This window comes from Cupriavidus cauae, from assembly GCF_008632125.1.
Taxonomy (GTDB): domain Bacteria; phylum Pseudomonadota; class Gammaproteobacteria; order Burkholderiales; family Burkholderiaceae; genus Cupriavidus; species Cupriavidus cauae.
This window is the reverse complement of sequence record NZ_VWRN01000023.1, coordinates 80150-94393: the sequence shown is the minus strand read 5'-3', so window position 1 is coordinate 94393 and position 14244 is coordinate 80150. Positions and strand designations below refer to the sequence as shown.

12 protein-coding genes are annotated in these 14244 nt (G+C 68.8%); 6 read left to right on the top strand and 6 right to left on the bottom strand.

Translation table 11 applies throughout. The features are described 5' to 3' along the window. Nucleotide 1: 1 nt before the first annotated feature. The 5 genes from bcsB to glpK all read right to left on the bottom strand — a co-directional run bounded on the left by bcsB (nt 2) and on the right by glpK (nt 7171). Nucleotides 2-2344: a cellulose biosynthesis cyclic di-GMP-binding regulatory protein BcsB gene (bcsB, locus tag F1599_RS07575; protein WP_150082667.1), complete on the bottom strand. Its 2343-nt coding sequence runs from the start codon at nt 2342-2344 to the stop codon at nt 2-4. Nucleotides 2345-2832: 488 nt separating this feature from the next. Then, nucleotides 2833-3216, bottom strand: coding sequence for a hypothetical protein (locus tag F1599_RS07570; RefSeq protein ID WP_053822121.1), 384 nt, complete (start codon nt 3214-3216; stop codon nt 2833-2835). Between the two features lie 83 nt (nt 3217-3299). Continuing rightward, the gene (locus tag F1599_RS07565) at nt 3300-3689 is read right to left on the bottom strand and encodes an MliC family protein (protein ID WP_190286325.1); all 390 of its coding nucleotides are present in this window, start codon (nt 3687-3689) and stop codon (nt 3300-3302) included. Between the two features lie 82 nt (nt 3690-3771). Beyond that, nucleotides 3772-5382, bottom strand: coding sequence for a glycerol-3-phosphate dehydrogenase/oxidase (locus F1599_RS07560; protein ID WP_150082666.1), 1611 nt, complete (start codon nt 5380-5382; stop codon nt 3772-3774). A 190-nt stretch (nt 5383-5572) separates the two neighbouring features. Continuing rightward, entirely contained in the window at nt 5573-7171 is a 1599-nt protein-coding gene (gene glpK, locus F1599_RS07555; protein WP_150082665.1) for a glycerol kinase GlpK, read from the bottom strand. A gap of 92 nt (nt 7172-7263) precedes the next feature. Here glpK and F1599_RS07550 point away from each other — a divergent pair, with 92 nt between their 5' ends. Next, nucleotides 7264-8160, top strand: coding sequence for an NUDIX hydrolase (locus tag F1599_RS07550; protein WP_150082664.1), 897 nt, complete (start codon nt 7264-7266; stop codon nt 8158-8160). An 84-nt stretch (nt 8161-8244) separates the two neighbouring features. After that, nucleotides 8245-9111 (top strand): formyltetrahydrofolate deformylase, encoded by an 867-nt coding sequence (purU, locus tag F1599_RS07545; RefSeq protein ID WP_149319792.1) that lies wholly within the window; start codon nt 8245-8247, stop codon nt 9109-9111. Nucleotides 9112-9172: 61 nt separating this feature from the next. Here purU and F1599_RS07540 read toward each other — a convergent pair whose 3' ends face one another. Beyond that, nucleotides 9173-9940: a DeoR/GlpR family DNA-binding transcription regulator gene (locus F1599_RS07540; protein ID WP_150082663.1), complete on the bottom strand. Its 768-nt coding sequence runs from the start codon at nt 9938-9940 to the stop codon at nt 9173-9175. 207 nt (nt 9941-10147) lie between these two features. Between F1599_RS07540 and F1599_RS07535 the strand changes: the two genes are divergently transcribed. The 4 genes from F1599_RS07535 to F1599_RS07520 are packed head-to-tail and all read left to right on the top strand — an operon-like array spanning nt 10148 to nt 14222. Next, the gene (locus tag F1599_RS07535) at nt 10148-11359 is read left to right on the top strand and encodes an ABC transporter ATP-binding protein (protein ID WP_150082662.1); all 1212 of its coding nucleotides are present in this window, start codon (nt 10148-10150) and stop codon (nt 11357-11359) included. 4 nt (nt 11360-11363) lie between these two features. Continuing rightward, the gene (locus F1599_RS07530) at nt 11364-12530 is read left to right on the top strand and encodes an ABC transporter ATP-binding protein (RefSeq protein ID WP_150082661.1); all 1167 of its coding nucleotides are present in this window, start codon (nt 11364-11366) and stop codon (nt 12528-12530) included. Then, nucleotides 12527-13408: a carbohydrate ABC transporter permease gene (locus F1599_RS07525; protein ID WP_023265145.1), complete on the top strand. Its 882-nt coding sequence runs from the start codon at nt 12527-12529 to the stop codon at nt 13406-13408. The genes F1599_RS07530 and F1599_RS07525 overlap by 4 nt, the downstream gene beginning before the upstream one ends. Continuing rightward, entirely contained in the window at nt 13401-14222 is an 822-nt protein-coding gene (locus F1599_RS07520; RefSeq protein ID WP_149319796.1) for a carbohydrate ABC transporter permease, read from the top strand. Before F1599_RS07525 ends, F1599_RS07520 begins: the two co-directional genes overlap by 8 nt. Nucleotides 14223-14244 lie beyond the last annotated feature (22 nt).

Here is a 14244-nt window from a genome sequence, read left to right as displayed (position 1 = left end):
CTCAGCCTCCGTTGCGCCGCGCCGCCAGCCTGGACAGCGCCCAGAACGCGCTCAGCGCCACGGCGAGGCCGGCCAGGATGCCGGCGATGCCGAGGAAAACCGGATGCGAGGACACCCGCACCCAGACCCGCGCATACCAGGGGAAATCGCCGACGAAATAGCGCTCGCCGAGCCGCAGGCCTTCCACCTCCTTGGCGCGCACCACGGTCAGGTCGCCGCGGATCTGCGCGACCTTGGTCGGATCGTCGAGGGCATCGAGCACGTCGCCGAGCCGATCTGCCTCGGTGGCGGTCACGGCGACCACGCTGTGCCGTTCGCGGTAGGGCGATTCGAAGCCGACCAGCGCGGCGAGCGGGCCGTCGGCCGACAGGATCGCGCGCCCGGCCGGCGTCATCGTCTCCGGCTCGCTCTCGCTGAGCCAGTTCGACCACGCGTTGGCGCGCTGGTCACGCAGCGCCATCTCGGTCTTGCCGCGCGCGATCATCAGCGGCAGCGACTTGCCCCAGCGCGCCAGCAGTTCGCCGGCGCTGCCGTTGCCGACGATCAGCAGGTTGCGCTGGCCGACCGATTCGACGTCCTTCGCCGGCACCACCGTGACGCGCAGCGCCGGCAGCCCGGTCCAGCGGCCCATATGGCCGAGCAGCGTCAGCAGGGCCTCCTGGTCGATCGCGCGCGGCGCGTCGGGCAGCACCACCGCGGTATCGGCCAGGTCGGCCAGGCGCGTGAACGGGTAGCCGCTGTTGGCGAAGAACGCCAGGTTCGGCATCGCGGCGTAGTGCGCAAAGCCGCTGAAGTCGATGCTCGAGTCCGGATCGATCGCCGCGCGCGCGACCTTGGCCGGCGTCGACGCGCACAGGCCCGTCTTCTGCGAATCCAGATGGAAGCGGAACTGCATCTGGTTGTCGCTGCCGACGCGGAAGGCCGGCACGCGGATCTCGTTGGAGACCACCGCGTCGCTGCCCGACAGCAGCGGCACGCTGACCAGGTTCTCGTCGTCGCTGCCCGACAGCGGACGCAGCCGGTACGAGCGCACCAGCTGCTCGTTGATATCGACGTTCAGCACCGAGTCGTTGTAGGTCGACGGTGCCGTGTAGCGGTATTTGAGGTTCAGCGGCACGCTGCGCTGGTTCCAGCCGTACAGGTCGGCCGGCACGCGCAGGTTGACGCGGATCGCCTGCGGGTCGTTGCCCGAGACCTGCAGCTGCTGCGGATCGGTAACCAGCTCGCGGAACAGCACCGGACGATGGACCGGCGCCCAGTTCGGCGCGTCATACGGCGCGCGCGGCGGTCCCAGGTCGACGGTCTGGATCAGTGCCTGGCGGCCCGCCATCGCCGCCTTGCCGAGCACCAGCGCATTGGCCGCGGTCTGCAGTTCCTCGGCATTGCGGCCGGCGATCACCAGCAGCTTGTGGTCGGGGCTGTTCGGATTGGGCATCACCGTGACCGACGGCCCGGCGATCTCGCGCAGGCCCAGCGCGGCCGCGCCGGGGCCGGGCAGGGTCAGCATGATCGCGTGCTGGCCCGCCGGCGCGCTGCGCGCCACGGGGAAGCGCGCGCCGCGGTAGTCGGCCAGCGCGCCCAGCCACGACGCCACCACGCCGGCCGCGCGCAGCGTCGCCATGTCGGCGTTCCCGGCGAGCACGAACGGCACGGTGACGCGGCGATTGTCGCGGCGATCGAAGAAAGGCAGCGGCAGCAGCGCGAGGTTGTCCGGCAGCCGCAGCGCGGCGGTGGTCAGCGTCAGCGTGCTGTTGGCGCTGATATCGGTCCACAGCGCCGAATGCGCGGCGTCCTCGCAGTGGTCCACGGTGTAGTGGCCGATGAATTCGATCGCCAGGCGATTGAAGTCGGTAAACAGCCGCGGCTCCAGCGCAATCTCGCGCGTGACCTGCTGGCCCGCGCGATTCGCTTCGAGCGGCAGCGTGGCGACGACCTCGTCGTTGAGCTTGACCTTCAGATGCGACAGCGGATAGATCAGCGAGGGCGAATACGTGTAGTGCAGCCGCAGCGTGGCGCTGGTGACGACCTCGTCCGCACGGATGCCGACATTGAGCACGCGTTCGGGGTCGAGTCCGCGCAGTGCGATCGGACCATAGGCGCCCATCTCGGCGACCGTCAGCGTCTGGCGGCGCGTCGGCGTGCCGGCCGGCGCAGCTGTTGCGGCCGGGGCGCTGGCGGCGGACGTGGCGGCGCCTCCGTTGCTGTTCGGGCCTTCGATTGCCGTAGCGGGAGAAGCGGGTTGGGAGTGCGCTGGCGGCAAGGCCAGCGCGGCCAGAAGGCATGCCGTGGTCAGCATGGCGCCACGTCGGCGCGGCGTGGCGGCGGTCAGATCGATCCTCGTCATCAATGCCAAATAAACGATGAACGCCCGTGAAGCGTCCGTCTGGCCATGTTCCCCTCGATAGCAGCGGCGGGGGCGGCGCTCTGTGGCAATACGATGCGCCTTGTCCGGCGGAGTCTACACCAATGTGTTTGGACGACCGCTGCGGCGGGATGGCGGCGCGCAATAAAAACGTCCGCCTTGCGGGCGGACGTTGGATCGTTGCCACATGGGACGTGGCCGACGGCGAGACGGTCGCGGAGGCCGCCGGCCACGTCCGCGGATCAGTGCGCGAACAGCCAGATCAGGACCAGCACGAAGGCCGGTACACCCAGCAACCAGGCGAGGATATAAGGCATGGTTTCGCTCCTTGTCGTGAACTCCATGGCTTCACTATAGGGAGCGGGGGCGGGGCCTACTGTCGGGACCCCTCCGCTAGGTTTGTAGGACTGGGCCGACCGGGTGTCCGACTGTCTGTGCCCCCTGCGGCCCGTTTTCGGCGGGTTTGCGGCTCAATCCTCGTCATCCTCGCTGTCGAGGAAGTCGCGGCGGATCATCCAGTTGCGGATGGCCTCGTCGCAGACCTTCTTCAGCTTCTGGCGGTCGGGCAGCTTGTCGAACAGCTCGAAATTGACCAGCGCCATGCCGGCATCGGTGATGTAGAACAGGCGTGCGGGATCGTCGTAGTGGACGATGCGGCCGTCGATGCCGGACTCGTCGCTCTCGGTGGGCATGTCCTCGAGCTCCACCACGCGGCAGGTGAAGCGCGGGCTGCGGGTATGCGTCAGATACTCGAATTCGTCGTGCATCACTTCGCCCCCCTTGCCGGTGGCGATGGCGAAGCCCCAGATGAAGCGGGGCATCGGCAGATCGGACAGATCGTCTATCTCGTCCATGGTGTTCTCCCTGATTCGATGACCCGCATTATCGCTCGGACACCATGGCCGCGCCCACCCTCCGCGCGTCTGGCGCGGCGCGCTTATCGCTGCGCGTGGCAATTCGCGTAGACGGGAGGCGCGTTTTCGCCCTGCGTGATGTCCTGCAGCATCGCGTCGTCGCCCCTGGTCCACCAGACATGCTGGCCATGCGCATAGCGCGCGCCGGACGCGCTCAGCACGGTGACGAACAGCAGCGGCTTGCCGTCGAGCCGCAGGATCGCAATCTGGTTGTCGGGGCTGTTGAAATAGCGTGCGGTCAGCTGTTTGCCTTCGTCGCAGCGATAGCGCACGGTGACCGGCGGGTCGAAGCGTACGCCATCGATGCCGGGGCGGGCCTGTGCCGGCGCGGTGAAGGAGACCGCCGCAATCAGCGCGGCGCAGGGCATCAGCGCGGCGCGGCGAAGGGAAAAGGACGGACGGGGGAAGGGCATGGCCATATCGGTTGGTTCCTGCAGCGAAGCGGTAAGAGGCAATCGTTGAAGGGGCGCCGGCACATGAAGCGCAACGTCCCGCTCAACGTCCCGCGCCGCCATCGAGCCGGTAGCTTGCCGCGAGGCTGCGCAGGCTGTCGATCTCCGCCTGCTGCCAGGCGGCATCGTGGCCCAGCTCTTGCGCGAGGATCGCGGCCACGCGGGGGGCCGCGGCCTCGGCGGCGCGGGCATCGAGGAACAGCAGCCGGTTGCGGCGCGCCACCACGTCCTCGACCTTGCGCGCCAGTTCGTAGCGCGCGGCGAAGCGGACATGCGCTTCGGTCAGGCCCGATTCCGGCGCGATCACGTTGTCCGCGCCCGGCAGGCTGCGCAGCAGACCGAGGTCGCCGCCATAGTAGCGGTCCGGCGCGTTCAGGTTGGCCTGCTGGCCGGCCCACGCGCCGGCGCCATGCAGCGGCAGGTCGGCGGTCACGCAGGGCGCGGCGCGCAGCATCTGGCGACGAATCGCGGTGTCCACCACGTCCTCGGCCATCTTGCGATAGGTGGTCCATTTGCCGCCGGTCACCGTGATCAGGCCCGCTTTCGATACCACGATGGTGTGTTCGCGCGACAGCGAGGCGGTCGAGCTTTCGCCGGTCGCCTTGACCAGCGGGCGCAGTCCGGCCCAGACACTGGTGACATCGGCGCGAGTGGGGTCGCGCGACAGATAGCGCGCCGCCGTCTCGAGGATGAAGTCGACGTCGTCGTCCTCGGCGCGCGGCTCCAGCGGCAGGTCGCGGCGCGGCGTGTCGGTGGTGCCGACGATCGTGTGGCCGTTCCAGGGCACCAGGAACAGCACGCGGCCGTCGTCGGTCTTGGGCACCAGGATCGCGCGATCGCCCGGCAGGAAGCTGCGCGGCAGCGTCAGGTGCACGCCCTGGCTGGGCGCCACCATCATCTGCGCGCGCTCGTCCTCCATGCGCCGCACCGCGTCGACCCAGACGCCGGTGGCATTGATCACGCACTCGGCATGCAGCGTCAGTTCGGCGTCGCCGAGCTCGTCGCGCACGGTAACACCGCCGACCACGCCGGCCTGCATCACGAGCCCGCTCACGCGGGCATAGTTCAGCGCGATGCCGCCCAGATCGAACAGCGTCCGCATCAGGGCGATCGCCAGGCGTGCGTCGTCGAACTGCCCGTCGAAATACAGGTTCGCGCCGCGCAGCGGGCGGCCGCCGACATGCTCGGCCAGCGTCGGCGCCGCGGCCAGCGCCTCCTGGTGGTTCAGCCAGCGGCTGTCCATCAGGTTGCGGCTGCCGGCCAGCATGTCGTAGACCTTCAGGCCGATGCCGTAGAAGGGCTGGTCGAACAGCTGATAGGCGGGCACCACGAAGCCGAGCGGCCACACCAGATGCGGCGCGTTGCGCGCCAGCATGCCGCGCTCCTGCAGGGCCTCGCGCACCAGCCCGATATTGCCCTGGGCCAGGTAGCGCACGCCGCCGTGTACGAGCTTGGTGGCCTTGCTCGAGGTGCCCTTGGCGAAGTCGGCGGCCTCCAGCAGCAGCGTGCGATAGCCGCGCGCGGCGGCATCGACGGCCGTGCCGAGCCCGGTTGCGCCGCCGCCGATCACGATCACGTCCCAGCGGCGCTCGCGCTCCAGCGTGGCGATCAGCGCCGCGCGATCCGGGGGCAGGGTAGGGTTGGGTGTCTGCATGGCAAGGAAGAGCGGTGCGAATCGGGTCGGTGGTGGCGGTTCTTCGGCGCGTCGGCGGATTGCGGGGATCGTCGGCGGGGCGTCGGAGGCGGTCGGTTATGGGCGGCTATCGGCGGCTGTCGGCGGCTGTCGGCGGCTGTCGGTGGTTATTGGCGCTTGATGGCGTTGTTGGCGTATCGAGGCAACGCGCTCAGCCGGCCGGCGAGGCACTGGCTGATGCCCCATCGTCCCGCGCCCAGTCCCGCGCGCGCTCCACCGCGCGATGCCAGCGCGCGAGCTGGCTCTCGCGTGCATCGGCCGACAGCCGCGGCTCGAAACGCTGTTCGATCTGCCATTGGCTGGCCAGTTCCTGCTGGTCGCGCCAGAAGCCGCAGGCAAGGCCCGCCAGATAGGCCGCGCCCAGCGCGGTGGTTTCGGTGACGCGCGGACGCACGACCGCGGTGCCCAGCAGATCGGCCTGCATCTGCATCAGCAGGTCGCTGCGCGAGGCGCCGCCATCGACGCGCAGCTCGGCCAGCGCGATGCCGGCGTCCTTCTGCATGGCATCCAGCACGTCGACGCTTTGCAGCGCGATCGCCTCGAGCGCGGCGCGCGCGATCTGCGGACGACCGGTGCCGCGCGTGATGCCGATCAGCGTGCCGCGCGCAAACGCGTCCCAGTGCGGCGCGCCGAGGCCGGCGAAGGCGGGGACCAGCACCACGCCGCCGGTGTCGTCGCATTGCCGCGCCAGCGGCTCGACCTCGGGCGCGCTCTGGATGATCTGCAGGCCGTCGCGCAGCCACTGGATCGTCGCGCCGCCCATGAAGACGCCGCCTTCGAGGCAGTATTGGGTGCTGGCTTGCGCCGAGCCTTGTGTCGTGCCTTGTGCCGTGCCGCCGGAGCCCGCGCCAAGCTGCCAGCCGATCGTCGTCAGCAGCCGGTTCTGCGAGACCACCGGCGCCGAGCCGGTGTTCATCAGCAGGAAGCAGCCGGTGCCATAGGTGTTCTTGGCCATGCCCGGCGACAGGCAGGCCTGCCCGAACGTGGCCGCCTGCTGGTCGCCCGCGATGCCGGCGATCGGCAGTTCGGCGCCGAACACGCGTTGCGAGGTACGCGCGACCTCGCCGCTGGACGGCACCACGTCGGGCAGCAGGCTGCGCGGAATGTCGAGCAGCGCCAGCAGTTCGTCGTCCCAGCGGAATTCGTGGATGTTGAACAGCATCGTCCGCGACGCGTTGGAGACGTCGGTGACATGGCGCGCGCCATCGGTCAGCTGCCAGATCAGCCAGCTGTCGACGGTGCCGAAGGCCAGCTCGCCGCGTGCCGCGCGCTCGCGCGCGCCGTCGTAGTGGTCGAGCATCCAGCGCAGCTTGGTGCCGGAGAAATAGGCGTCGATGACCAGGCCGGTCTTCGCGCGGAAGCGCTCGCCATGGCCGTCGCGCTGCAGCGCCTCGCACATCGGCGCGGTGCGGCGGTCCTGCCAGACCAGCGCGCGGCCGACCGGCTCGCCGGTGCGGCGGTCCCACAGCACCGCCGTCTCGCGCTGGTTGGTGATGCCGATTGCGCGGATCTGGGCGGCCGACACGCCGGCGCCGTTCAGCACCTCGTGCGCGACCGCCAGCTGCGATTGCCAGATCTCGTAGGGATCGTGCTCGACATGGCCGGGCTGCGGATAATATTGCCGGAACTCGCGCTGGGCGATCCGCACCACATTGCCGGCATGATCGAACAGGATTGCCCGCGAACTGCTGGTGCCCTGGTCGAGCGCCAGGATGTATTCGCCGCGCGCTGGCGTCGTGCTGTCGGTCATGGCTGCCATCCTGCTGATTTCGATTTCAATGATTCCGTGGTTTCGTACCGGGACCCGTACGGAGAACGCCCTTGCCGGGCGCCAATATGCCGATGTCCGATTCCCTCGACCTTGCCCAACACATTGCCGCCGACGTCGCCGCGGACCTCGTCACCAGGCTCGCGGCCAACCTCGCCGCGCGCTCGCGCTTCGATCCCGCGCAGCATCTGCGGCTGACCGTGGAGGGCCGGCAGGTCGGCTGGCTGCCGCGCCGGCATGCGCGGACGCTGCGCAAGCTCGAAGGAGCGGAGGGCATCGACTTCGCCGTGCTGGGCGCCGAGAGCGCGGACGCGGTCGCGTTGTTGCCGGACGTGCAGGGCTTCGAGGCCCGCAGCGCGGCACTGGCCAGGCTGGCCCGCCGGCTGGCCGCGCATAACCTGCTGCGCGGCTGGCGCGACGAGCCGTTCGCGGTCACGCCGGCGCTTGCTCACCCGGCCTTCGCGACGATCGAACGCGCCGCCGCGCGCTATTTCGGGCTGCTGACCTTCGCTTCGCACATGAACGGCATCGTGGCCGGGCAGCGCGCGCTGTGGATCGCCCGGCGAAGCGAGAGCAAGGCGGTCGATCCCGGCATGTGGGACAACCTGGTCGCCGGCGGCATGCCCCACGGCAGCGACCCGCTGGCGACGCTGGTGCGCGAATGCGACGAGGAATCGGGCATTGCGCCGTGGCTCGCGGCCCAGGCGCAGGCCCATGGCGAGGTGCAGGTGCTGCGCGAAATCGACGAGGGCGTGCAGTGGGAAACGGTCTATCTGTACGACCTGGAACTGCCCGCCGACTTCGTGCCGCACAACCGCGACGGCGAGGTCGCCGAGCACCGGCTGGTGGGTGCGGACGCCGCCCTTGCTATCATGGCGGATGGCGCGATGACGCTCGATGCCACGCTGGTGACGCTCTGTGCGCTGCGCCGGCGCGGCTGGGCGCCGCCGGTACCGGGCTTCGCCGCCTAGCGCGATCTCGCCGTACCGGACCCCGTACGAGGCCCTGCAAGGCGGCCGGCCCGCCGGACGCGCCCCCTCCAGAGAACACCAACGATGAGCAATCCAGGCTTTATTCTGACCATTTCGTGCCCCGATCAGCCGGGCATCGTGCACGCCGTTTCGGGACTGCTGTTCCAGCACGGCTGCAATATCGTCGATTCGGACCAGTACGGTGACGAGTACACCGGCCGCTTCTTCATGCGCGTGCATTTCACCGCGGCCCCGGGCGGTCCGGAGCTGGGCACGCTCAAGAGCGCGTTCGCGCCGGTCGGCGAGCAGTTCTCGATGCAGTGGGAGCTGTTCGATGCCGCGATCAAGCCGCGCGTGATGATCATGGTGTCGCGCATCGGCCATTGTCTGAACGACCTGCTGTTCCGCGCCAAGAGCGGGCAACTGCCGGTCGAGATCGCCGCGATCGTGTCGAACCACCGCGATTTCTACCAGCTGGCCGCGTCCTACGACATTCCGTTCTTCCATCTGCCGCTGATGAACGCATCGGCCGAACAGAAGGCGGCGCAGGAGGCCAAGGTGTTCGAGGTGGTGCAGGACCAGAAGATCGACCTGGTCGTGCTGGCGCGCTACATGCAGGTGCTGTCGAACGACCTGTGCCGCAAGCTCGAGGGCCGCGCGATCAATATCCACCACTCCTTCCTGCCCAGCTTCAAGGGCGCCAAGCCCTACTACCAGGCGCATGATCGCGGGGTCAAGCTGATCGGCGCGACGGCCCACTACGTGACCGCCGACCTCGACGAGGGCCCGATCATCGAGCAGGAGATCGAGCGCGTGGACCACAGCATGGACCCGGACCAGCTGACCGCGGTCGGCCGCGACGTCGAATGCGTGGCGCTGGCCCGCGCGGTCAAGTGGCATGCGGAACATCGCATCCTGCTGAACGGGCACAAGACGGTCGTCTTCAAGTAAGCACGGCCCTGCCCCTCTCCCCCGAGCGGAAGAGGGGCAGGGCGCAGGCCGGGCTCCGGCCTTATTCCGCCGCCACCACACACTTCACCCCGCTGTCCGCAACGATCTGCTCGAACGGCGCCCGCAAGGGCTCGTCGGTGAAGAGCCGGTCGATCTGCGACAGGTGCGCCAGCTCGACCATCGCCTGCCGGTTGAATTTGCTGGCGTCCGCGGCCAGCCAGACCTCGCGCGAATGCTCGATGATCGTGCGCGCGACCTTGACCTCGCGGAAATCGAAATCGCGCAGCGTGCCGTCGGCCTCGATCCCCGAGATGCCGATCAGCCCGATATCGACCTTGAACTGGCCGATGAACTCGACCGTGGCCTCGCCGACGATGCCGCGGTCGCGCGAACGCAGCACGCCGCCCGCGACGATGACCTCGCAGTCCTGGTTGTCGGCCAGGATATTGGCGACGTGCAGGTTGTTGGTGATCACGCGCAGGCCGCGGTGATGCACCAGCGCGCGGGCGATCTCCTCGACCGTGGTGCCGATGTTCAGGATCAGCGAACAGCCCTCGGGCACCGCGGCGGCCACCGCGCGCGCAATGCGCGCCTTGCCTTCGGCATTGAGCAACTGGCGCTGGCGATAGGCGATGTTCTCGGTGGTCGAGCCATCCATCCGCACGCCGCCGTGAAAGCGCGCCAGCATGCCGTTCTCCGCCAGCAGATTGACGTCGCGCCGGACCGTTTGCAGGGTCACGCCGAACTTGCGTGCTAGCTCTTCGATGGAGGCGAAACCCTGGCTGCGGACTTCTTCCAGAAGAGCGGTCTGGCGGGGATTGAGCGTCATGCCGGGATTCTAGTTCAAACAAAAACGAAAACAAATGACGCATTGCACTATTGTTTTTTGTTCGCTTCTTTACTAAAACGAGCAAGCAAGCAATCGATGCGCGCCGGTGTTCCCTTTTGCGTCCCGTTCTGTGTCCGCTGATCCCGCGACCTTCCTTCGGGCCGAACGATGCCGCGCGCCGGGCAGCAGAACCCTGACGGAGACCGGATGCAGCTCAGACTGGAAGGCATCGCGCAGCAGGCAGGTTCGCAGGTCCATCTCTATCCGATGTCGCTGGCGCCGGTCCCGGGCGCGGTGACGATCCTGCTCGGGGCGACGCAGGCGGGCAAGACATCGCTGATGCGGGTGATGGCCGGGCTCGACCGCCCCAGCGCGGGGCGCGTGCTGGTCGACGACGCAGACGTGACCGGCATGCCGGTACGCCAGCGCAATGTGTCGATGGTCTACCAGCAGTTCATCAATTACCCGTCGCTGACCGTGTTCGACAACATCGCCTCGCCGCTGCGGCTGCGCGGGGCGGCGGAGATCGACCGGCAGGTGCGGGCGCTGGCCGCGCGGCTGCATATCGACCATCTGCTCGAGCGCCATCCCGCCGAGCTGTCCGGCGGCCAGCAGCAGCGCGTTGCGCTGGCGCGGGCGCTGGCCAAGGGCGCGCCGCTGATGCTGCTGGACGAGCCGCTGGTCAACCTCGACTACAAGCTGCGCGAGGAACTGCGGGAGGAACTGGCCCAGCTGTTCGCGCAGGGCGACGCCACCGTGATCTACGCGACCACCGAGCCGGCCGAGGCGCTGCTGCTCGGCGGCCATACCGCGGTGCTCGATGCCGGCGAGCTGCTGCAATACGGGCCGACGGCCGAGGTCTTCCACTATCCCGACTCGCTGCGCGTGGCGCGCGCGTTCAGCGATCCGCCGATGAACCTGATCGCGGGCGAATGGCGCGACGGCGCCGTGCATCTGCCGGACGGCATCGAGGTGGCGCTGCGGCCAGATGACGGCGCCATCAGCAGCGCCATTAGCGGCAACGGCGCCGTCGGCGGCCCCGCCGATCGTGCCGGCGATGCGCTGCAAGGCTATGCCGGGCCGGTCACCGTCGGCGTGCGCGCCGGCACGCTGTGGCTCGATGGCGTCTCCGACCGGCACGACGAGCTCGCCGTCGGCGTGCCGCGCGCGCGCGAAGGCGTGCCGCTGCCGGGTCGCGTCGCGCTGGCCGAGCTGTCCGGCTCCGATACCTTCGTGCACGTCGACACCGCGGTCGGCAACCTGGTGGCACAGGTGCCCGGCGTGCTGGAACTGGCGCTCGGCGAGACGGTGACGCTGCGGCTCGATCCGTCCCAGCTCTATCTGTTCGATGCGCAGGGCCGCTGCGTTCGCGCACCGCGCCGCCAGCATCTGCGGCGCGGCAACGGGCAGGGGAACTGAGGCCATGGCCCGCATCGACCTGGACCTGGCCCACGCCTACGGGCCCAATCCGCGCAGCGACGAGGACTATGCGCTGTTGCCGCTGCGCTTTACCTTCGACGACGGCGGCGCCTATGCGTTGCTCGGGCCGTCGGGCTGCGGCAAGACCACGCTGCTGAATTGCATCTCGGGGCTGCTGCGGCCGTCGCAGGGCACCGTGTCGTTCGACGGGCGCGACGTCACCGGCGACTCGCCGCAGGCGCGCAATATCGCGCAGGTGTTCCAGTTCCCGGTGATCTACGACACCATGACCGTCGGGCAGAACCTGGCCTTCCCGCTGCGCAACCGCGGCGTGCCGGCGGCCCAGGTGCGCGAGCGGGTGGGGCAGGTGGCCGAGATGCTGGACCTGTCGGCCGTGCTCGACCGCCAGGCCAGCGGGCTGTCGGCCGATGCCAAGCAGAAGATCTCGCTGGGGCGCGGGCTGGTGCGGCACGATGTCGCCGCAATCCTGTTCGACGAGCCGTTGACGGTGATCGACCCGCACCTCAAATGGCAGCTGCGGCGCAAGCTCAAGCAGATCCACCGCGAATTCCATCTGACGCTGATCTACGTCACGCACGACCAGACCGAGGCGCTGACCTTCGCCGACCAGGTGGTGGTGATGTCGCGCGGCAAGGCGGTGCAGGTCGGCACCGCGGACGCGCTGTTCGAGCGGCCCGCGCATACGTTCGTGGGGCATTTCATCGGCTCCCCCGGCATGAACTTCCTGCCGGCGCGCTGGCGCGACGGCTGGATCGAACTGGCCGGACGACGCTATGCGCCGCCGGCGGACGAGGCCATCGCGCAGCGGCTGCAGGCGGCCGGCGCGTTCAAGATCGGCGTGCGGCCCGAATACCTGCGCCTCGCCCGGCCCGACGACGAACAGGCGGTGCCCGCGGTGATCGAGCGCGCGCAGGACATCGGCACCTACTGGATCGCGGCCGCGCGGCTGCAGGACCACGCTGGCGGCGCAGGCGTCGAGGGAACCGATGGCATCGTTGGCGCCAATGGCATCGTTGGCGCCGATGGTTCCCCGCTGCTGCGCGCCCGGCTCGGCGACGAGGCCGCCGCGCTGCGGCCCGGGGAGACCGCGTGGTTCTCGGTCTTCCACCGCCATACCTGCTATTACGTCGACGAGGAGCTGGTCCGATGAAGCCGATCAACCAGAAGGCGTGGCTGCTGGTGTTGCCGGTGGTCGTCTGCGTCGCGTTCTCGGCGATCCTGCCCTTGATGACCATCGTCAACTACTCGGTGCAGGACATCATCTCGCCGGAGCGGCGCGTGTTCGTCGGCACCGAATGGTTCCGCGCGGTGCTGCGCGACGGCGAACTGCACGACGCGCTGCTGCGGCAGCTGGGGTTCTCGCTGGCGGTGCTGCTGGTCGAGATTCCGCTGGGCATCCTGCTGGCGCTGTCGATGCCGGCGCGCGGCTGGAAGGCGTCGGCCGTGCTGGTGATCGTGGCGCTGTCGCTGCTGATTCCGTGGAACGTGGTCGGCACCATCTGGCAGATCTTCGGCCGCACCGACATCGGCCTGCTCGGCGCCGCGCTGGCGGGGCTGGGCTTCGATTACAACTACACCGGCAACGCGCTGGACGCGTGGCTGACGGTGCTGGTGATGGACGTCTGGCACTGGACGCCGCTGGTCGGGCTGCTGTGCTACGCCGGCCTGCGCGCGATTCCCGACGCCTACTACCAGGCCGCGCAGATCGACGGCGCCTCGCGCTGGGCGGTATTCCGCCATATCCAGCTGCCCAAGCTGCGCGGGGTGCTGATGATCGCGGTGCTGCTGCGCTTCATGGACAGCTTCATGATCTACACCGAGCCCTTCGTGCTGACCGGCGGCGGCCCCGGCAACGCCACCACCTTCCTGTCGCAATACCTGACGCAGAAGGCGGTGGGGCAGTTCGACCTCGGCCCGGCCGCGGCGTTCTCGATCGTCTATTTCCTGATCATCCTGCTGCTGTGTTTCGTGCTCTACAACTGGATGCAGCGCGCGGGCACGGTCGCCGAGGAGGTTCCCCATGCATGACCCGGCCTCGCGCGGCGGCTGGTGGCGCGCCGCCTTCCTGCTGGTCTATCTGCTCTTTGCGATCCTGCCGATCTACTGGATGCTCAACATGTCGTTCAAGACCAACGACGAGATCCTGTCGACGCTGTCGCTGTGGCCGGCGCAGTTCACGCTGGAGCACTACCGCACCATCTTCACCGATTCGTCCTGGTACTCGGGTTATATCAACTCGCTGATCTATGTCGCGCTGAACACCGTGATTTCGGTCACCGTGGCGCTGCCCGCCGCGTATGCGTTCTCGCGCTACCAGTTCATCGGCGACAAGCACGTGTTCTTCTGGCTGCTGACCAACCGGATGACGCCGCCGGCGGTGTTCCTGCTGCCGTTCTTCCAGCTCTATACCAGCGTCGGGCTGATGGACACGCACCTTGGCGTCGCGCTCGCGCACCTGGTGTTCAACGTGCCGCTGGCGGTGTGGATCCTGGAGGGCTTCATGTCCGGCGTGCCGCGCGAGATCGACGAGACCGCCTATGTCGACGGCTATTCGTTCCCGCGCTTCTTCCTGACGATCTTCCTGCCGCTGATCAAGGCCGGCGTCGGCGTCGCGGCGTTCTTCTGCTTCATGTTCAGCTGGGTCGAGCTGCTGCTGGCGCGCACGCTGACCTCGGTCGACGCCAAGCCGATCGTGGCGACGATGACACGCACGGTGTCCGCGTCGGGCATGGACTGGGGCGTGCTGGCCGCGGCGGGCGTGCTGACCATCGTGCCCGGCGGCATCGTGATCTGGTTCGTGCGGCACTACATCGCGAAGGGCTTCGCGATGGGCCGCGTCTGAGCGGGGGTGGCGATGGAAACGA